This window comes from Peribacillus sp. NPDC046944, assembly GCF_050272735.1.
Lineage (GTDB): Bacteria > Bacillota > Bacilli > Bacillales > DSM-1321 > Peribacillus.
In genome coordinates, this window is sequence record NZ_JBNNML010000017.1 from 20,503 (window position 1) to 39,984 (window position 19,482).

The following is a 19,482-nucleotide window of genomic DNA, read 5'->3' on the forward strand; positions in this document are numbered from 1 at the left end:
GCCTTATATATGAGCGAGGTAAGATATAGCACGATGTCGGATTACGAGCTGCAGCAAGAAATTGCCACACTGACGGAAAAGGCGAGAAAAGCCGAGCAACTGGGAATGGTCAACGAATATTCCGTATTGGAACGGAAAGTGACCATGGCTAAAGCCTATCTGTTAAATCCGGATGATTTTAAAAAAGGTGAAATTTATCAAGTTGAAGGCGACCCAGGTGTCTACTTCAAAATTGATTATATGAATGGCGTTTTTGCCTGGGGATACCGTTTAGGTGGAAGTGGGAAAGAGGAAGCGTTGCCCATTTCGATGTTGAAATAAAAAAAGGAATCGTGACGAACCCGATTCCTTTTGGTAGTATCTTTATTCCGTTCTTTCGCTTGAAGCTTTCATACGTTCTTGTGGATGTGTATTGATACTGCCATCCGCCCGTTTTGAAGCATATCTCGCCTTTGCGCGAGGTTCGCCTTGGAATTTATTATTGTTTTGGTTAGGAAAACCTTTTTGTTTATTTCTCAAGTTTTTCTCCTCCAAGCATTAGAATAAGTAAAAAAGTGTTTCTGTTCTCTACTAGTATGGGTAAGGAACAGTAAGATTCAGTCTGTAAAAATATTGGCAACGGGGTGGTTTAGATGAATGATTACCATGAAAGATTAACCAAGATTTTGCTCGAGAAAAATGATCACATAACGTATGAGCAGGCTCTAACTTGGGTTGAATTATTATGGGAAGATTTCGAGGCGACCTATGCGAAAGCGGGACATGAATATGCGGGCGAAGAAATGACATCACGAGTTGTCCAGACTTGGATCGACAACTACGGGGATCGATTCCACGAATTCATTGCAAAAAATCCTAAATATAAGCATTTACTGGATCAACAGAACCAAATTCATTAAAAAAAGCTGATTCCATTGGGGATTTCCCCCTCGGAATCAGCCTTTTTTTCTTATGAAGGTACTACAAAATGATGTTCAATTTCTTCTTGAGTTTCGCTTCACTAAAAATCCAGCCGGTAAATGAATTCAAGATATTCAAGTCATCGTCTAAATGAACAACGGCGACAAAAGGATAATAACCGTTGCTGCGGTACCTTAAATCGATGAACCGGACTTCATAATAATCCTTGTTCTGCTCAATTTCCCATCTGTAGACGGGGGAAAAAGAGAGAAAGGCTGCCAAATTGATATCATGCTTGGCGGCTTCAAGAACTTTGCTTTCAGGAAGCGGGATTCGATCAAACGTATCAAGAATCGTCACGTAGCCTCGATCAGCCCGGGCCACATAATAATGCTTTTCGGCAGTCACGGCTATTCTCCAGCGGTGATAGCTCATCGTTGGTGATAAGAGAATTTTCCGTGCACCGGGAATCTGCTGTCTGACTGCTCGCTTTACGAATGCTCTTTCCCTGAAACGGGCGAGATAATAAAGAACGAGTATGGCATACATCGTCAGAAATAGATAACCAGGGGGAAAACCATATCCCCATAATATCAAGCCGCCAACATGGATCCCGAAGATGAACGGGTCGAACGTATTGATGACCCCAAGTGCCACCCAATTCGAGGAAATGGGCCGTAGCGCCTGTGTCCCATAGGCGTTGAAGATATCGACGAAAACATGCAGGAATACGGCCAGAAATGTCCATAGCCATAAATGAAGGTAATTCGTCTCAGGCATGATCATGTAAAGGGTGCCACTGATAAGCAGGGGCCAAAGTAACACGGCAGGAATCGAATGCGTGATTCCCCGGTGATTTCGTATATAAACAGCGTTATTTTTTAATTTTAGAATGGTGTCGATGTCAGGAGCTTGCGAACCCAAAACCGTACCAGCCATTACCGCACTGAAAGTAATGGGGCTTTGCGCAATAACAGGATCTAATGTGGCAAGTCCTCCAAGAGCAATCCCCATGACAAAGTGAGTGCCTGTATCCAAAGCAAAACCTCCCTGCCACAATATAGAAAAATATGTCTTCTTTCCATCATACCGTATTTATATATTATCAATCAAATGAATATATTTGACTTTCTTACCTTGCCCCTTACAATAAAACGAAATGAGTGCCTGTTAAAAAAGAATGCCCATTATGGTGTATTCCCTTTTTTAATAAGAGTTAACATCTTTGGAGGAACAAAATGGCGAAAGAAATAATGATCCCAACCATAGAAAAAGTAAATATTGAAGCGTTTCAGAAAGATTTGGTCAACTGGTTCCTTGAAGAACAAAGGGATTTGCCATGGCGTGAAAATAAGGATCCATACAGGGTATGGGTTTCTGAAATCATGCTGCAGCAAACCAGGGTGGATACCGTCATCCCGTATTTTAACCGGTTTATGGACTGGTTCCCCACTCTTGGTGAATTCGCGGTTGCCGATGAGGAAAAGGTATTAAAAGCGTGGGAAGGCCTTGGTTATTATTCAAGGGTCCGCAATCTGCATAGTGCCGTCCAGGAAGTCCAAGCATCCTATAATGGGATTGTCCCGGATAGCCCGGAGGAAATCTCGAAACTGAAGGGTGTCGGACCTTATACGGCCGGAGCGATTCTAAGCATTGCCTATGGAAAGCCAGAACCGGCCGTCGATGGAAATGTCATGCGTGTGTTGTCCCGGATATTGATGATTTATGAAGACATCGCTAAGCCGAAGACGAGGAAAACCTTCGAGGTCGCCGTCCGCAAGCTAATCGACCCCAATCATACGTCTGAGTTCAATCAGGCCCTGATGGAACTGGGTGCACTCATTTGCACGCCAGGAAAGCCAGCCTGCCTGCTATGCCCTGTGCAAAGCCATTGCCTGGCATTTGAGGAGGGAGTACAGTCAGAGCTGCCGGTCAAGATCCAAAAGAAAAAGTCGCGTGACGTACCAATCGTTGCTGCGATTTTGACGAATGAAAAAGGTGAATTCCTCATTCACAAGCGGGCGTCGGAAGGATTGCTTGCGAACCTTTGGGAATACCCGAACTTCGAGATTCACACAACCCTTCAACATAAACGGGAATTTTTTGAGGCGCGTTTTCTTGAAACTTACGGTAGCAAACCGGAACTAATCGATTCGCTCGTCAAAATTGAACATGTCTTTTCCCATCTGGTATGGAAGATGGATACGTATACCGGAGTGGTGAAGGAACCAATCGGTGATGACATCTTAGCGGAAAATCAGCTGAAGTGGGTGAGTAAAGAGGCGATGGAGGAATTTGCATTTCCAGTCTCTCACCAAAAGATGATGAAAGCCTATAACGATAGGGGCTAATTCAATTTTTGCCTTATGAAGAAAAAACTGCTTAACGTAAATATATTTTAGAATGAACTCAACAAAGAAGATGCCGAAAAGCTTTGATTTCGGCATCTTTCATTAAATTCAAGTCAATCGTAGGTTGTCTCGGTACCATGAGTGTAATCGGCTTCCTGTCTTTTCAGCCCGCCTCTTCTTTCGATTTCTTGAACGATTTCCTTATGGATACTCTGTCCTTCTTGGTTCAAATAAGGTACCATTTGTTGAAGGGAGTGATGAAAATAGGCAAGCTCGCTATTTTCCCAATCCGATTTCTCCATCATGGACAACTCTGTCATATCTCGTCCAACATACATAGACACACACTCCTTTTTTATTCGTTATACTTTAATGTTCACTCAGAAAGGATGGAATAAACATATGGAACAAAAAGTAGCACTCGTTACAGGTAGCAGTAAGGGTCTCGGAAGAAGCACGGCATTACGTCTTGCAAAAGAAGGGTACGACCTTGTTATTAATTATGCCCGGAGCAAGTCCAAAGCATTAGAAGTAGCTGCTGAAATCGAAGCCATGGGGCGGAAAGCGCTTGTCGTAAAGGCCAATGTCGGCGATGTCGCAAAGGTGAAGAACATGTTCGCCGAAATCGATGCCCATTACGGGCGTTTGGATGTTTTCATCAATAATGCGGCATCCGGCGTACAGCGTCCTTTAATGGAGCTTGAAGAAACACATTGGAACTGGACCATGGATATCAATACGAAAGCCCTTCTATTTTGTGCCCAGGAAGCGGCAAAGTTAATGGAAAGGAACGGCGGAGGTAAAATTGTCAGCATCAGTTCACTCGGTTCGATCCGATATCTGAAAAACTATACCGCAGTCGGAGTATCAAAAGCTGCACTCGAAGCATTGACAAGGTATTTGGCCGTGGAATTGGCTTCAAGAAACATTTGCGTCAATGCGGTTTCCGGCGGTGTCATTGATACGGATGCCTTAAAGTCATTCCCAAACCGCGAACAAATGCTTGCGGAAGCCGCTGAACAAACACCTGCAGGACGGATGGTCGAAGTGGAGGATATGGTGAACACGATTCTCTTCTTGATAGCGGACGAATCAAGCATGATCCGTGGGCAAACGATCATCGTCGATGGCGGAATTTCCCTGCTCGTCTAAGTAATTGGTAAAAATTAGCCGGATAGACCACGGTGATGATGGATATCTTATTACCGTGGAGGTGATATCAATGGCTAATTACAACAACAAAACACAATCAGGTACTGACATCCAACAAGTTAAAAAACAAAACGCGCAATCTCAACAAGGCCAAGGCCAATACGGTACAGAGTTTGCGAGTGAAACAAATGTACAAGATGTGAAACAACAAAATCAAAAATCCCAAAGCAAAAAAAGCCAAGGGTAATTGAACTCCAACCACGACCAGGCATCCTTCTTTTGAAGGGTGCCTTTTATTGTGATCATTTGCCATGAACCTACCCTATATTGATGTTAGTTCCACTTCACGCTTGGCGCCCTTGGTCCCGTTTTAATCTTGCCTGCCCAGACGAATAGATGAAAGGGGATTTTGTTAAAATTTAGAGAAGGGATAAGTTTTAAATTAAATGTAAAAGGAAATACTGTAAATAAATAGAATATACATACTATGGGAAAAATACAGATGTAGGATGGTGCAAATATGGAGGAATTTAACCGGCTCATTAACGCCCAGTTGAAAACGATGGAACGACTTTTATATGTACAATCCGAAATCGAAAGATACCAAGATATAGAGAAACAATTCCTTACGAATCAGGAAGAAGATAAAGCGGTCGCCGTTCAAGAGGAAATTCAACAGAGAAAAATGGAATTGAAGACGATTCATGAAACATTCGAGCGGCAAACGGAGGATGTCATTCGATGTTATCAACAGGAGCAGGCGGCAGTTCAATAAAAACATTGGCTAATTTTCAGATGAGAATGAGGAAAAAGATTGCTTTTTTTAATCTTTTTACACATTTTTACTGTAGATTAGCCTCTTTTGTTTTAAATTTCCTAATAAATCGCTATAATATAGGAATATAGGGTAAATGGAAAAATGTATATAAGCGAATCCACACGATTGTAACGGAATAGGGCACAGTACGTTGAAGGTGTCTATAGAAAGTAGGGAGAGATAAATGGGGATTGTTCCTGCTGAAGGAGGAAAAATCCAAATCCAAAGCTATAAACATAATGGACATATCCATCGTATCTGGGAAGAAACCACCGTCTTGAAGGGAACTCAAAACTTGGTGATTGCGGCCAATGACCGAACGATCGTGACGGAATCTGATGGTAGGACCTGGATCACAAGGGAACCGGCGATTTGTTACTTTCATTCAAAGTATTGGTTTAATGTGATTGGCATGTTGAGAGAGGACGGGGTGTATTACTACTGTAATATCAGTTCTCCGTTCACATACGATCCAGAAGCACTGAAATACATTGATTATGACCTGGACATCAAAGTATTCCCAGATATGACGTTTAATTTGCTGGATGAGGATGAATATGAAAGACATTCGAAGGAAATGAATTATCCTGAAGCTATCGATAAAATACTAAAGCAGAATGTAGACTATCTAATATATATGATTCGCCAGAGAAAAGGACCATTCTCAGCGGAATTTATTGATAGTTGGTATGAACGTTTTTTAACGTATCGATAACAGTGAGGGGGCCTGCTGCTAACATTGCAGGCTTTTTCTTTTGCAGATGGTCGGACAATCAAGGCTAATAGGGTATAGTAAGAAGAGAAAATAGATAAAAAAATGGAGGGACCCCGTGGGCAGCATTAAGAGATATATGCAATTCGTTAAGCCATATAAATGGCAGATTATCGGGACAGTCTTCATAGGTCTGTTAAAATTCGGAATTCCACTGTTGATTCCTTTATTAAGTAAATATGTTGTAGATGACATCATTAATGGAAATCTGACGACAGAAGAGAAAACCGAACACCTCCTGTGGGCGATGGGCATCATGGTATTCATTTTCGTGGCAATAAGGCCTCCGATTGAATACTACCGGCAATATTTTGCCCAATGGACCGGAACGAAGATTTTATATGATATTCGCAATAATTTATTCACTCATGTGCAAAAATTAAGTTTTAAATATTATTCCAATACAAGGGTGGGCGAGGTCATCTCAAGGATGATCACAGATGTCGAGCAAACGAAGAATTTCGTGATTACGGGCCTGATGAACCTTTGGCTCGATATCGCCACCATCGCCATTGTCATTGTGATCATGTTTACGATGGATGTGAAGCTGACGATCGTCTCGATTCTCATGCTGCCTTTTTATGCGTTTTCAATCAAGCATTTCTTCGGCAAGCTTAGGATCTATACGAGAGTACGGTCACAAGCTCTGGCCGATGTGCAGAGTCATCTTCACGAGCGTGTCTCGGGGATGTCTGTCATCAAAAGTTTTGCGATAGAAGACCGCGAGCAGGAACTGTTTGCGAAGCAGAATAAAAATTTCCTCGATAAGGCACTCAAGCATACAAGCTGGAATGCAAAATCGTTTGCCGTCGTGAATACGATTACGGACATTGCCCCATTACTGGTGATTGGCTTTGCCGGATATCAAGTCATACAGGGGCAGTTGACACTCGGAACGATGGTCGCCTTCGTCGGGTTCATAGACAGGCTCTATAATCCTCTACGTCGCGTAGTCAATTCATCGACGACGATGACCCAAACATTGGCTTCCATGGACCGGGTATTCGAGTTCGTGGATGAGAAGTACGATATCGATGATGCACCGGATTCAAAAGAACTGAAGCATGTGGACGGACGGATCACCTTCAAGGATGTCTCGTTTGCTTATGACGAGAAGGAGGCACCTGTTCTAAAACATATCAACCTGGAGGTGTTGCCTGGTGAAACCATTGCACTGGTCGGCATGAGTGGTGGGGGAAAATCCTCCATCGTCAGTTTGATTTCCCGGTTCTATGATGTCACGGAAGGGGCCGTTTTACTGGACGGAACCGATATCCGAAACTATCAAGTTCGAAGCTTGCGCGATAAAATCGGGATGGTGCTGCAAGATAACATCTTATTCAGTGAATCTGTGAAGGCCAATATCCTGATGGGGAAACCCGACGCTACTGACGAAGAGGTATTTGCAGCCGCCAAAGCAGCCAACGCCCATGAATTCATTATGGGATTGAAAGAAGGCTATGATACGAAAGTGGGCGAGCGGGGCGTGAAACTTTCAGGTGGCCAAAAGCAACGGGTAGCTATCGCCCGGGTCTTTCTAAAAAACCCACCGATCCTTGTCCTGGATGAAGCAACATCGGCCCTTGACCTGGAAAGTGAACATAATATTCAAGAAGCCCTTGATATATTGGCGAAGGACCGAACCACGATCATCGTGGCGCACCGTCTCTCCACCATCACGCATGCCGATCGAATTGTCCATATCGATAACGGGGAAATCACTGAAATCGGTTCACACGAAGAACTCATGCAAAAACAAGGTAATTATTATAAACTCTTTCAGGTGCAGCAATTGGATAACTAACATCAAAAAAAGATCATCTCGCTGTTGCGGGATGGTCTTTTTGATCATTGTGGAATACATAGGATGCAGATGAATTTCGGGGCAGATTATTCTAATAAACTTGTTAAAATACCATACACTTAGTTAATAAAGAGTATCGAAGGGGAGTTATACAATCATGCAGCGGATAAAATTTATGGTTAGACATTTCCTGAGAGAGCCATTGTGGTTTAAAATTCTAATCTTTGTAACTTTGGTGATTTCCGTTGTTTTTAGCAGTACTCTTTTTTCAGATCATGCTTATTTCAAAGGTTTTGCCAAATTAGCCGCTGCCATCTTCTTTAGTGCCTACGGATTTAATATGAGAAAGAATCTCAAAATTTCGGTTCTTTTCTTTACGTTAGCATGTATATGTCTATTATTATCCATCAAGGCATTATACTGAAACGGCAAAAAGGATAGCTGAGGCAAATAATAGTTGCTTCAGCTATCCTTCTCTTTTTTTCGTATGAATGTTACATTAAGAAACCCTTTTTTCGTGCAAAGGCTTTTTCTTGGTATGAGTCTTTTTCAACAAATACTTTAAATACTCCGGCAAGGCGATTCCGACGATAATCAAGAACATTCCAAACCATTGAAGGGATGTTACGCCTTCTCCAAGGAAGATGACGGAAACGACCATCGCGGAAGGCAATTCTGCGGCACATAGGATCGTCCCCAGGCCGACGCCGACTTTCGGCATACTGACGGCAAAGAAAAAGAAGGGAACCACAACACCAAGTGTACCGAGCAATAGACCGAATTGCCAAAGGTTGGTTTCGACAAGATTGGTGGCAAGCGTTACCGGATTGGTTGTGAATACCGCAGTCAGCATGGCACCTGTCGCAATGAAAAACAAACGTTTCATCGAGGGCTCTTCAACGGCGAACTTAGAGTTGCAGAACATGTAAAGAGCAAAGAGCAAGGCAGACAGAAGCCCGAATAATACCCCCGTCAAACTAAGGGCAGAGAGAGGCTGGCCAAAGATGGCACCTGCAAATAATGTCCCGATAAAGAGCAAGCAGATGGCCAGGACCTTGCTTCGATCTGGACGTCTTTTGTTTATGATGCTTTCAATAAGGACACCAATCCAGGTGAACTGAAATAAAAATACTACGGCAATGGAAGCCGGAAGCTCCGCAACAGCCACCGCGTAGGCTTTTCCGACAAAAGCGGACATCATCCCAGTAATGGCAAGCAAACCGGCATTTTTCCAAGAAATTTTATATTTAAACGAAAAAAGGAACAAAACGGCGACGATCAGCCATCCAATCAAATATTGACTGCCGACTAGGTCCCCGGAAGAATGACCATCCTTGAATCCGAATTTCATCATGGTGGATAATGTGCCGTATGAGATGGAACCAATTAAAACCATTATAGAATACTTCAAAAGTTGCATGTTTTTTCACCCCTAAAAAATAAAAATCGCCACCTGCCTAGATGGCAAGTGACGAACGAAAAAAGGAAATCCTTTTAAAATTCCGTCTCTCAGCAAGTGCTGAGTTTAAACATTATTGTTGAGTTATCTTAGCTTAATTCGTTTGTGAATAAATGTCAATGGGGAATGATATTTTCTATATAGTTAGACTATTCACATATATCGGAGAGAAAATGTTGGGAGCCCAACATAAAAGAAGAGACGGTTATCTAGTGAACCGTCTCTCTATTAATCTTCTTCATATTGGATAGACACTTCATTCTCATCTTTATGGAAGGATTGGAAGCTGACAATCAGCTTTTCGAGATGCTCCAATTGTTCGTCATACTCAATGATGTAAGAAATCAATGGAACAAGGCGGGCGGAAAGATGCCCGAGGTCATCATGCATTTCGTCGACTTCGTTTTGTTGCTCAAAGAAGAGGGCAAGAAGGTCTTTGCGGCTGAGGGAACCCTGATCCCAATCATCGATTTCCTCAATGTTTTTGATTTTTTCGATATGCAATAAAATCAGCTGCTCATGCTTACGTATGAGGGAATCAAGATGATGTAAAATCGTCTTCTGGAAGTCTTCAGGCATATGATAGATTTCATTCTCGAATTTATGAATCCTTCTCAAGGTCTCAAACGCCTTTTTCGTCGTGATGATCATTTGACGATACACGACAAGCTTCCTTGATTTAGCTACACTTTTCTTTTTGAAATATTCACGTTCTTCTTTATACATGGAATAGATATGCTCTAAATCAAGCAAATCTTCTTTTAATCTGCTAATATCCTTTTTCAATAAGGTATGTTCTGTAGCATGCCTAGTGCTTATTCGGATCCATTTCAAAATATCTTCTGTCACATCGGTTATGCGCGTATATAGCTTTGCCTCATACTTTGGCGGGATGAAAACGAGATTGACAATAAATGAAGCAATAATCCCAAGTAAGACGGATGAAAGACGCACAAATGCAAAGTTTAAAAATTCTCCTTCTTGGCTTTCCATAATGGCAATAACCGTCACGATGGAAAGTACGATCGTCTTATCCATTTTCAATTTCAGATTTATCGTAATGACTACCATTACGGCCAATCCGATAATGAAAATATCATTACCAAACAATAAAACGAAGGAAATGGCGACTAAGGCACCGATGATATTTCCTTGAATTTGTTCCAGCACCGTCTGATAAGAACGATAGATGGTGGGCTGGATGGCAAAAATAGCAGCAATCCCAGAAAGGACAGGAGCAGGAAGATTAAGCAGTTCCGAAATATAAAGCGCTAAAACAATCGCTATTCCTGTTTTGAGAATGCGGGCACCAAACTTCATATATGGGTAAATCCTTTCTTTGTGATGTTATTGTTCCTGATAAGAAGCTCTTTCTTTATACAGGATATTCGTAAAGTTGTATTCTAACTTATATGTTAGTACTTTACACTAATTTTTAATGTTGTAAACAAAAAGTAATGGAGCAAAGCAGCCGTAAAAGTAATTATAAGCTTTTTACGGAAGGGAAAAAATGAAGATTTTATGACATATGTAAATGAGGTGCTTTTTTCCTCTTGCTGTGGGGAGTTACAAAGATGGAAAAAAGCTAATGTCCTGTAAAAAGACATTAGCTTTTTTATCATCACTCGGTTGATACAGATGGATCTGCTTGTTCCTTAACGGGAACAACTTGAAGGAAGTGGTTTCCCGGATTATGGAGCAAGGCCCCAAGAGAGGCTGCTTCCTCTTCTTGCCCTTGCTCTTTTAAAAGGGCAACGTATTTGCCAAGGAGCTCATTCACGTCCTGAAGTCCTTTTTTGGAAAGGGATTCAATCGACACTTTCGCACCCTTCGCAATCCTTCTTTGGATAACTTCTTTCGTTAGGCCGACTTCCGGCTGAAGCCTTAAATAAACGACACCGCCGGTCATGCCTGCACAAATCCATGGACCCGGATCCCCTAGAACCAATCCTCTGCCATTTGTCATATACTCAAATGCAAATCCCTTGATGTTCGAGGTTACCGCAATATTGCCATGTTCATTTTCTGGAATCGGCTTTTTCACTAGGCCACCGATAATCATGTCGGCACCTGAAAGCCGGATTCCCGCCCTTGCATCGGCATCACCTTGGGCGATAAGGAGTCCGTGCTGTGCCCCATACCCGAAACCTTTACCGACAGAGCCATTGTAAAGGTTGCCATCTTTTCCTGGTGATTTGAAAATGGCGATATTCCCACCGATTGACGTTTTGCCGATTCCATCCTGGGCTCCGCCATTTACGCTAATGGTGATTCCCTCGGTGTTATAGGCACCAAGGCCATTACCAGGGATGGAACCATCCTGATAGGAAAGATGAATGGGAGGCAGATTCTTATACGAACCATCCAATCTGTTACGGACGCGGTGACACGAAACACGGCTACCAAGGACCCGTTGCTCGGAAGTGATGCCGCTATAACTGCGGGATTGCTGTAATTCTTCAACATGCGAATCGAGATATTCCGCTCCCACCGCCACCTGTAGGGAACTTTCATTCAAATAAGCTTCTTTTTCCCTATTGGAGAATGGCGTGATATCAAGGTTCTTTAATAAATAGGTCAGATCCAGCGATTGTTGGCCTTTCACTTGCTCAAGCAAATCAGAGCGGCCGACGATATCCTGAAGGTTCTTCACACCCAGTGATCCAGTCAGGGTTTTTAGCTCCTGGCCGAATGCCGTGAACATATTCGTCAATCCTTGAACCGCCAAATCAAATTTTCGAGGAACAAAGCGGCGCAATCCATGTTCTTTTGCCTGTGCTTCCGATTCGATTTGGGTGGCAATCCCGACATGGCATGTATCCAGGTGACAACCGCGGCATGTTGTACAGCCAACGGCAATCATCGATAGGGTACCGAAACCAACGCGGTTGGCCCCGAGCAACATCAATTTCAGGATATCCATCGAGCTTTTCAATCCACCGTCAGCCCAGATTTCGATGTTTTGCCGAATTCCGGATTCAAGCAACGCATTATGGGCGGCTTTTACGCCGATTTCGACAGGCAGACCTACATGTTCAAGGGCATGAATCCGTGCTGCACCCGTTCCGCCGTCAAAGCCGGAAAGCGTGATGATATCGGCGCCGGCTTTGGCAACGCCGACGGCAATCGTTCCAATATTGGGAACAACCGGTACCTTGACGGCCACCTTGGCTTTATCGTTGGCCGTTTTCAGCTCATGGATCATTTGGGCCAAATCTTCAATCGAATATATATCATGGTTATTGGAAGGGGAGATCAAGTCAGAACCAATCGTCGCATTCCGTGCTTCCGCAATTTTTGCCGTAACCTTCGAACCGGGAAGATGTCCGCCTTCACCAGGTTTTGCCCCTTGCCCAATCTTAATTTCCAAGAGATTAGAAGAGTTCAAGAGTTCGGCGTTGACACCGAATCTTCCGGAAGCAATCTGCTGCCCACGTGATTTCGGGTATTTTCCGAGCATATCCTTAATTTCTCCGCCTTCGCCATTCATACTGATCATGCCCAAACGGTCTGCCGCTTCTGCGTACGCTCGGAAAGCTATTTCATTTTGCGAACCGAATGACATGGAGGCGATGACGAAAGGCAACTCCTGATCGCCAATGGATAGACTGACATCTTCGGCTGGGACAGGTGTGTCTGACAACTTAAGTGATGTCAGGTGACGGATTGTCGTCGGGTTTGATTCTTCTTGCTCCGTGATCTTTTCACGATAGGCGTCATAATTTCCCGTGGAAGCGACTTCGCCGATGGATTTCCAAATCCGCGGGAATAGATGAAAGGTTTTACCCATCCGTTCTTTTTCATTATCATAATCTAATGCACGCTGGATGCTATCCTCTTTGATTTTGTCAAAATCATAGTCTAAATGGTTTGCTCCGAAGAAATTGGCCACATTCAAATAAGAGGCAATCTCCTCATGTAACCCAATGCTTGAGAATAGCCGGCCATAGCCGCGCAATTCATGAATCCCGATGGTGGAGATCACTTTTTCCAGTCCTTTAGTCAACGAGTTATATAGATTCATAACGCCTTTCAGGTCCCCGGAAGATAATGAAAGGAACATGAAATAGGGACTGATCAAGTTGGCACCGAGGCCATAGGCAACGATGATATCATGCAGTGACCTTAGGGATGCAGAACGTAACAGGATCGAGCAATCGCGGCGCTTGCCGGAATTGACCAATGCTTGATCGACAGCTGACGTGACAAGATGAGGGTCAAGCCATAGGTTCCCGTTTTGATGAGCAAGGGCATCATCGAGGATGAGCAGCGTTTTCCCGGCATCTACCGATTTTACGGCTTCATCCGTTATCCTTTTTAACGCTTCAGGGATACTCTCCTTTTCTGTAAACGTGCTTGAAATGAAATGTGCCAGTTTTTGATCCTGGTTGTGAAGGACAAATTGATCATAGCTTGGTTGTGAAAGGGTGGAGGAGCATTCATACCCTGTCAGTCCCTCGATTAATAAAGGTGTCAGAAGTTCGGTAACGTGACCGGCCTTCTTTGCTTCAAATAAAGAAGGACGTCTTCCAATAATGGTTCTCGTGGAAAAGTGCTCGGTTTCCCGGTCCCGGTCGATGGCTGGATTGGTTACGACGGCGACGCTTTCCTTAATGAAATCCGACAGGTTGGTCCGCTGTGGATTAAGGGCGGCAAGCGGTGCGTCATGACCCAATGAACGGATGGGTTCTGCACCTTTTTCAGCCATCTGCTCTACTAATTGAACGTGCTCCCTTTCCCAACCGAATGCCTTATATTGTCCGTTATGAATGGCCTGTGGCTGCGTCATGGTGATCACCTTCTCGAAAATTGGTGGCTGCAGGCGAACGAGGTCATCGGAAAGAACAAAACGTTCATTGAAGCGCTCATACACTTTCCCTTGATATTCTTTATAGTTATATAGTTCAATAAGGTCGCCATTCCATTTTAACCCGACCTTTTCCCCTGGTCCCATCGGTCTTGGGTCTCCCGTATATTCTGAAGAGGGAATGATCCCAGGCTCGGAAGTGAACATATAGGAAGAAGCCGTCTCGATATTCCAAAGCGGACGTAGGCCTAACGAGTCTACGGAGAATACGGCTTCATCTCCGAATCGGGAGATGATTCCAGCTGGGCCTTGTGCAAAATGCCCCCATGCTTCCCTTAGATACGTATAAAGGTTCTGCAAATGCTCAGGGTATTCCTTGATTTCGTTGATGATTGGCGGAAAAACCAGGTCGATTGCCTCGAATAAAGAGTAGCCGTGACGGCAGATGAATGTTTCAATCGTTTTATTCAAATCCTGGGAATCACTTCCGTCTTTAGCAATCGGAACCCCGATCATTTTGGCTTCATCACGTAATTTGGCAATGGTATTGATTTCGCCGTTGTGTCCAAGGACACTGAATGGCTGCACACGGAAAAAACTTGATAGAGTATTGGTGGAAAAACGGTTATGACCCAGTGTCATAGTTGAGGCTGCAAGGGGGTCGGCAAGATCATGATAGTAGGCAGGGAGTGTATCTCCGGCACCCATTACTTTGTAGATGGCATGATGCTGGCTTAAGGAAGCGACATGGATGTAATCACTATTTTCGATGTCGGACGTCAACTCGAAAAGGATGTTGGTGAGTTCCTGTTGATTGTTAGTCGTGGATGAACAGGCAATTTGCCAGAACACAGGATCTTCTTGGATGGCAATCGGGCCCAAAGCTTCAGAGCGGTATGCTTTATCCGTTTCAAAAACGAGCGATAGCCCACGTTTCTGCAACTTTTCTTTGACTTCGGTTTTTAATTTGCCTGCATCTGTTTTTCTGCTTAAAAATAGGTGACCGACTATGAAATCATCTTGATCGACGATGCCGGAATCGATGTTTTCCTTTTCAAGTTTCTTTTTCCAAAGAGCACGTGGAATATCAATATGGATACCGGCGCCATCGCCTTCGCCATTGATGAATCCGCAACGGTGATTCATCTTAACCAGTGCATCGATGCATGCGAAAATGTTCTCATTGGTGGGGATTTTCTTTTTTTCGATACGGGCTACGATACCGCAGGCATCATGTTCTTCTCTATAGAATTCTTTGAATGTAGCAGGTGTCCATTGTTGATTCATATGTTTGGCGTCAATAAGGATAACCCTTATTTGCTGCCGTTCACCCCCTGTGGCTTTTGATTTTATGAAACGTTCATATTAGTAAACTTAAACAACTGTCCAAGCTTTTTAATTGAATGATATAAAATAGAATAAATGGATATAAATGTATTGGTATCATATCATTTAAATATTCAGAAATCAATTTTTTATACAGTATATTGGATAGGATGGAAAAGTGTGTTTTTTAGAAAAAACTCCCTGAAAGCCAATTTGAAAGTTTAATTTAGCCGATATGAGAAAACCCCAAGATGGATATCCATCTTGGGGTTGAATGGTTGGTGCATATTTATTCTTTTGTCCAGCTTAAATCAAGTTCTTGAATGCATGTTCAACCGCTTTTAAAGTATAAGCGATATCTTCATCCGTATGGGCCGTTGTCAAGAACCAGGCTTCATATTTGGATGGTGCCAAGTTGATTCCTTGATTAAGCATCAGCTTGAAGAATTTACCGAACATTTCGCCGTCCGTATTTTCAGCTTGCTCGTAGTTTTCGATTGTTTCTGTAGTGAAATAGATCGTCAAAGCACCTTTTAGGCGGTTGATGGTAATAGGTACATTATATTGACGAGCGGCTTTAAGGATGCCGTCTTCAAGGAGCTTCCCTAAGCGATCAAGCTCGTCGTAAACGCCTTCTTCCTTCAACACTTCCAAGCAAGCGATCCCGGATAGCATGGAAGCAGGGTTTCCGGCCATCGTTCCTGCTTGATATGCAGGTCCTAATGGTGCGACCGTATCCATGATTTCTTTTTTGCCGCCATAAGCACCGATTGGAAGACCCCCACCGATGATTTTTCCAAGAGCGGTCAAATCGGGTTGAACGCCAAGTAAGTCCTGAGCCCCACCGTACATGAAGCGGAATGCAGTGATGACTTCATCAAAGATGACGAGTGCTCCAGCTTCATGAGATAAGGAAATCACATCTTCCAGGAATCCAGGGTGCGGTTCGACGATGCCGAAGTTGCCGACGATCGGTTCGACCAGGACACCGGCAATTTCGTTGCCCCATTTTTTCAGGGCCTCTTTGAATGGCTCGATATCATTGAAAGGAACCGTGATGACTTCCTGTGCAATACTTTTAGGGACACCAGCGGAATCCGGTGTTCCAAGTGTGGATGGACCAGAACCTGCAGCAACCAACACAAGGTCGGAGTGACCGTGATAGCAGCCGGCAAACTTGATGATTTTATCGCGACCCGTGTAAGCGCGGGCTACGCGGATGGTGGACATGACGGATTCAGTACCAGAATTGGTGAAACGGACTTTATCAAGGCCAGGCATCGCCTCTTTTAACATTTTGGCAAAGGTGACTTCATGCTTTGTAGGCGTACCGTATAAAACACCTGTTTCTGCAGCCTTTGTGATCGCCTTTGTGATATGGGGGTGTGCATGACCTGTGATGATCGGGCCGTATGCCGCCAAATAATCGATATACTTGTTGCCATCAACATCCCAGAAATAAGCTCCTTTGGCATGATCCATGGCCACCGGCGAACCGCCGCCCACGGCTTTATAAGAACGGGAAGGACTATTAACCCCACCGACGATATGCTCCAACGCCTCTTTATGTATAATTTCCGAATTAGTAAAATCCAATCTAAAAACCTCCTAAAAATACAAACATAATCACTCCTAATCATAGCACTTTTCCACTTTAAAATCCCTGGGAAATGGGGCCTGACCCCCAAACAAGCTGACCGAACTCCATATATACCAAGCTTCCATGCTTTTTATTTTGTTTGGGAAATAGGGTCTGACCCCCCATGGTCTGGTATATTCATAGTAGTAGGTAAGGGAATTGGGAGGGGGATAAGGATGCCGAAGTTGGTTATTAATGCGGATGATTTTGGGTATTGTAAGGGAATTAATTTGGGAATTATAGAATGTTTTCAGAATGGTGTCGTGACGTCGGCAACTTTGATGGCCAATATGCCGGGTGCCGAGCATGCGGCAGCGCTGGCTAAGGAAAATCCGAATCTTGGCGTGGGGATTCACTTGGTTTTGACCTGCGGCTATCCAGTGAGAAGCGATGTTCCTTCGCTGGTGAGGGAGGATGGTGCGTTTCATCGACGCGGCGATATGCATAAGTTTGCTGAACCTGCGGATATAGAAAAAGAATTGAACAGCCAGATGGAGAGATTCCTATCATTGGGGCTGAAACCGACTCACATTGATAGCCATCACCATGTTCACGGCTTGGAGAAGGTTTATCCCATCGTTGAAAAGATAGCGAAAGCGCATGGCTTGCCGGTTCGGAAATTGGATGGGGCACTTCATGGTTATCAAGGCGTGAAAAGGACAGAGAAATTGATAACGGATTTCTTTGGATCGGACCTGACGACAGGCCATTTAGTTGATATTTTGGATACAAGTCTATCCTCCGAGACAGTCGAAATCATGTGCCATCCCGGGTATATAGACGAATCGATACTAAACGGAAGTTCCTACGCCCTGCCACGTGTAAAGGAAATGGCCATCCTGACAGACCCATTGATCCAAAAAGCCATAGCCGCGCGTGACATCGAACTAGTCTCCTATAAAGAGTTGGGAAATAGGGTCTGACCCCCAATCCAAAGAGCTGGAACCCTTGATGGTACAGCTTTTTGGATGAATTATTTCGTTTGGGAAATGGTGTCTGACCCCAAAGTTTCACTTATGAAGGACATTATATCTAGGATGGTGCTTGGGTTTTCGATGTTGAAGGTTTGGCGTTTGATTTCGCCTTGGGCCTGGTAGTAGGTTGCGTGTCCTGTTCCTTTTTCTTCATTAATATGTAAATGAAAGCTTAGTGGGGTATTTTCGATGGAGCCGGACGAATCCCTTTGGACGATCTGGCACAATAGTTGGTCGTATTCGTCCTCGTACAAGAAATCATACCGTAATTCCAGTACGATTTTTTCGATTTGCGTGAGCAATAACTTTTTTATATTCATAGCGATTAGTCTCCTTTTTATAGGTAATACATACATCGTCGAAATTCGCCCAACCCAGGATATCCTGAATCCAGGCATTTTTATTGTTTAAAAAGCTGAGGTTGGCTAAACTATTTGATTAGGACAAGGAATATGGAGGAAAATAACATAATGAGCAATGCAATTCAGGTTAATCAATTACGGAAGGAATTCAAGTCGGTTTCAAGCCGTTCCGGATTAAAAGGGGCCTTCCGCGACTTACTTACAAGAAATTATAAAATCGTGCCTGCTGTCAACGATATCAATTTTACTGTAAAAAAGGGTGAGATGGTAGCGTATATCGGGGAAAATGGGGCAGGCAAGTCGACGACGATCAAGATGCTGACGGGGATTTTGGAGCCGACGTCCGGTGATATCATGGTCAATGGCATGAATCCGCATAAAGAACGGGAAAAGTTCACCCAGACCATCGGGGTCGTCTTCGGGCAACGATCGCAGCTTTGGTGGGATATCGCCGTCCAGGAATCCTTCCGGCTGCTGAAAAAAGTATATAAGGTGTCTGATGAACAATATAACGATCATATGGCACATGTAATCAAGACGTTGGATATCGGGCCGTTACTCGATAAGCCGGTGCGTAAGCTGTCCCTTGGCCAGCGGATGCGTTGTGAACTGGCTGCTGCCTTGATACACAATCCACCGTTGCTTTTCCTGGATGAGCCGACAATCGGCCTTGACGTGTTAGTGAAAATGAAAATCCGTGAGTTTCTGAAGGAAATCAATGAAAGATACAACACGACCATCCTTCTGACCACGCATGACTTGGGGGATATCGAGGCCTTGTGCGAGCGGGTGATCATGCTTGATGAAGGTCAAATCATTTATGACGGGGAATTGCAAAGCTTGAAAGATAATTGGGCAGAGGAAAAACAGGTCCACTTCCAATTCATCGAGCCAGTCGAACTGGATGAACTGCAATCCTTGCCGTTATCCTTTCACGTCAATTGGGAGCACGATGAAAAGAATCATGCATACATAGCCGTGTTAAAAGAAGAAAGTGATCATATTTCACAGCTGGTCGCCGCTGTCGTTTCACATTTTAAAATCAAGGACGTCAAAATCCATGAAACGTCCATCGAAGAGATTGTTCGTAATATTTACGAAGAGGGCACGGTCTGACTC

The 19,482-nt window shown here is 43.8% G+C and carries 18 protein-coding genes; 10 read left to right on the forward strand and 8 right to left on the reverse strand.

The annotated features are described in order from the left end of the window. Positions 1-9 precede the first annotated feature (9 nt). Entirely contained in the window at positions 10-321 is a 312-nt protein-coding gene (locus tag ACQKIC_RS19580) for a YfhH family protein (protein ID WP_402871434.1), read from the forward strand. 42 nt (positions 322-363) lie between these two features. Here the strand turns inward: ACQKIC_RS19580 and ACQKIC_RS19585 are convergent, their stop codons facing one another. Continuing rightward, a complete protein-coding gene (locus tag ACQKIC_RS19585; protein WP_402871431.1) occupies positions 364-519 on the reverse strand; it encodes a small, acid-soluble spore protein K in 156 nt (51 codons plus the stop codon). Between the two features lie 113 nt (positions 520-632). Here ACQKIC_RS19585 and ACQKIC_RS19590 point away from each other — a divergent pair, with 113 nt between their 5' ends. Next, the gene (locus ACQKIC_RS19590) at positions 633-899 is read left to right on the forward strand and encodes a YfhJ family protein (RefSeq protein ID WP_427592170.1); all 267 of its coding nucleotides are present in this window, start codon (positions 633-635) and stop codon (positions 897-899) included. Between the two features lie 61 nt (positions 900-960). Here the strand turns inward: ACQKIC_RS19590 and ACQKIC_RS19595 are convergent, their stop codons facing one another. Next, entirely contained in the window at positions 961-1,938 is a 978-nt protein-coding gene (locus ACQKIC_RS19595) for a metal-dependent hydrolase (RefSeq protein ID WP_402871425.1), read from the reverse strand. A 200-nt stretch (positions 1,939-2,138) separates the two neighbouring features. Here ACQKIC_RS19595 and mutY point away from each other — a divergent pair, with 200 nt between their 5' ends. Beyond that, positions 2,139-3,251 (forward strand): A/G-specific adenine glycosylase, encoded by a 1,113-nt coding sequence (gene mutY, locus ACQKIC_RS19600; RefSeq protein WP_402871422.1) that lies wholly within the window; start codon positions 2,139-2,141, stop codon positions 3,249-3,251. A gap of 113 nt (positions 3,252-3,364) precedes the next feature. Here the strand turns inward: mutY and ACQKIC_RS19605 are convergent, their stop codons facing one another. Then, the gene (locus ACQKIC_RS19605; RefSeq protein WP_402871421.1) at positions 3,365-3,589 is read right to left on the reverse strand and encodes a hypothetical protein; all 225 of its coding nucleotides are present in this window, start codon (positions 3,587-3,589) and stop codon (positions 3,365-3,367) included. 64 nt (positions 3,590-3,653) lie between these two features. Between ACQKIC_RS19605 and fabL the strand changes: the two genes are divergently transcribed. From fabL to ACQKIC_RS19630, 5 genes are all read left to right on the forward strand, one after another. After that, positions 3,654-4,403: an enoyl-[acyl-carrier-protein] reductase FabL gene (fabL, locus tag ACQKIC_RS19610; RefSeq protein WP_407407835.1), complete on the forward strand. Its 750-nt coding sequence runs from the start codon at positions 3,654-3,656 to the stop codon at positions 4,401-4,403. A gap of 70 nt (positions 4,404-4,473) precedes the next feature. Then, the gene (locus ACQKIC_RS19615) at positions 4,474-4,650 is read left to right on the forward strand and encodes a gamma-type small acid-soluble spore protein (protein WP_402988854.1); all 177 of its coding nucleotides are present in this window, start codon (positions 4,474-4,476) and stop codon (positions 4,648-4,650) included. Positions 4,651-4,923: 273 nt separating this feature from the next. Then, positions 4,924-5,178, forward strand: coding sequence for a YgaB family protein (locus tag ACQKIC_RS19620; protein ID WP_427592171.1), 255 nt, complete (start codon positions 4,924-4,926; stop codon positions 5,176-5,178). 226 nt (positions 5,179-5,404) lie between these two features. Then, entirely contained in the window at positions 5,405-5,935 is a 531-nt protein-coding gene (ntdP, locus tag ACQKIC_RS19625) for a nucleoside tri-diphosphate phosphatase (protein ID WP_402871408.1), read from the forward strand. A gap of 115 nt (positions 5,936-6,050) precedes the next feature. Beyond that, positions 6,051-7,796 carry an ABC transporter ATP-binding protein gene (locus tag ACQKIC_RS19630; protein WP_427592172.1) on the forward strand — a complete coding sequence of 582 codons (1,746 nt, stop codon included), beginning with the start codon at positions 6,051-6,053 and terminating at the stop codon, positions 7,794-7,796. 499 nt (positions 7,797-8,295) lie between these two features. On the opposite strand, the gene ACQKIC_RS19635 is transcribed toward ACQKIC_RS19630, so the two are convergent. The 4 genes from ACQKIC_RS19635 to ACQKIC_RS19650 all read right to left on the reverse strand — a co-directional run bounded on the left by ACQKIC_RS19635 (position 8,296) and on the right by ACQKIC_RS19650 (position 16,984). Beyond that, on the reverse strand, positions 8,296-9,216 hold the full coding sequence (locus tag ACQKIC_RS19635; RefSeq protein ID WP_402871402.1) for an EamA family transporter: 921 nt from the start codon (positions 9,214-9,216) through the stop codon (positions 8,296-8,298). Between the two features lie 267 nt (positions 9,217-9,483). Beyond that, positions 9,484-10,575: an FUSC family protein gene (locus tag ACQKIC_RS19640; protein WP_402871399.1), complete on the reverse strand. Its 1,092-nt coding sequence runs from the start codon at positions 10,573-10,575 to the stop codon at positions 9,484-9,486. A gap of 301 nt (positions 10,576-10,876) precedes the next feature. Then, positions 10,877-15,349: a glutamate synthase-related protein gene (locus ACQKIC_RS19645; protein WP_427592173.1), complete on the reverse strand. Its 4,473-nt coding sequence runs from the start codon at positions 15,347-15,349 to the stop codon at positions 10,877-10,879. 345 nt (positions 15,350-15,694) lie between these two features. Beyond that, a complete protein-coding gene (locus ACQKIC_RS19650) occupies positions 15,695-16,984 on the reverse strand; it encodes a glutamate-1-semialdehyde 2,1-aminomutase (protein ID WP_402959298.1) in 1,290 nt (429 codons plus the stop codon). Positions 16,985-17,203: 219 nt separating this feature from the next. Between ACQKIC_RS19650 and chbG the strand changes: the two genes are divergently transcribed. Beyond that, entirely contained in the window at positions 17,204-17,950 is a 747-nt protein-coding gene (gene chbG, locus ACQKIC_RS19655) for a chitin disaccharide deacetylase (RefSeq protein WP_427592174.1), read from the forward strand. Positions 17,951-18,000: 50 nt separating this feature from the next. Here the strand turns inward: chbG and ACQKIC_RS19660 are convergent, their stop codons facing one another. Next, positions 18,001-18,321, reverse strand: coding sequence for a hypothetical protein (locus ACQKIC_RS19660; protein ID WP_427592175.1), 321 nt, complete (start codon positions 18,319-18,321; stop codon positions 18,001-18,003). A gap of 150 nt (positions 18,322-18,471) precedes the next feature. Between ACQKIC_RS19660 and ACQKIC_RS19665 the strand changes: the two genes are divergently transcribed. Beyond that, the gene (locus ACQKIC_RS19665; RefSeq protein WP_402988842.1) at positions 18,472-19,479 is read left to right on the forward strand and encodes an ABC transporter ATP-binding protein; all 1,008 of its coding nucleotides are present in this window, start codon (positions 18,472-18,474) and stop codon (positions 19,477-19,479) included. Positions 19,480-19,482 lie beyond the last annotated feature (3 nt).

Excerpts from the sequence above, each read along its gene's own strand:
- ACQKIC_RS19580 (WP_402871434.1), top strand. The coding sequence starts at position 10 with ATGAGCGAGGTAAGATATAGCACGATGTCGGATTACGAGCTGCAGCAA.
- ACQKIC_RS19590 (WP_427592170.1), top strand. The coding sequence starts at position 633 with ATGAATGATTACCATGAAAGATTAACCAAGATTTTGCTCGAGAAAAAT.
- mutY (WP_402871422.1), top strand. The coding sequence starts at position 2,139 with ATGGCGAAAGAAATAATGATCCCAACCATAGAAAAAGTAAATATTGAA.
- ACQKIC_RS19605 (WP_402871421.1), bottom strand. The coding sequence starts at position 3,589 with ATGTATGTTGGACGAGATATGACAGAGTTGTCCATGATGGAGAAATCG.
- fabL (WP_407407835.1), top strand. The coding sequence starts at position 3,654 with ATGGAACAAAAAGTAGCACTCGTTACAGGTAGCAGTAAGGGTCTCGGA.
- ACQKIC_RS19615 (WP_402988854.1), top strand. The coding sequence starts at position 4,474 with ATGGCTAATTACAACAACAAAACACAATCAGGTACTGACATCCAACAA.
- ACQKIC_RS19620 (WP_427592171.1), top strand. The coding sequence starts at position 4,924 with ATGGAGGAATTTAACCGGCTCATTAACGCCCAGTTGAAAACGATGGAA.
- ntdP (WP_402871408.1), top strand. The coding sequence starts at position 5,405 with ATGGGGATTGTTCCTGCTGAAGGAGGAAAAATCCAAATCCAAAGCTAT.
- ACQKIC_RS19635 (WP_402871402.1), bottom strand. The coding sequence starts at position 9,216 with ATGCAACTTTTGAAGTATTCTATAATGGTTTTAATTGGTTCCATCTCA.
- ACQKIC_RS19640 (WP_402871399.1), bottom strand. The coding sequence starts at position 10,575 with ATGAAGTTTGGTGCCCGCATTCTCAAAACAGGAATAGCGATTGTTTTA.
- ACQKIC_RS19645 (WP_427592173.1), bottom strand. The coding sequence starts at position 15,349 with ATGAATCAACAATGGACACCTGCTACATTCAAAGAATTCTATAGAGAA.
- chbG (WP_427592174.1), top strand. The coding sequence starts at position 17,204 with ATGCCGAAGTTGGTTATTAATGCGGATGATTTTGGGTATTGTAAGGGA.
- ACQKIC_RS19660 (WP_427592175.1), bottom strand. The coding sequence starts at position 18,321 with ATGAATATAAAAAAGTTATTGCTCACGCAAATCGAAAAAATCGTACTG.
- ACQKIC_RS19665 (WP_402988842.1), top strand. The coding sequence starts at position 18,472 with ATGAGCAATGCAATTCAGGTTAATCAATTACGGAAGGAATTCAAGTCG.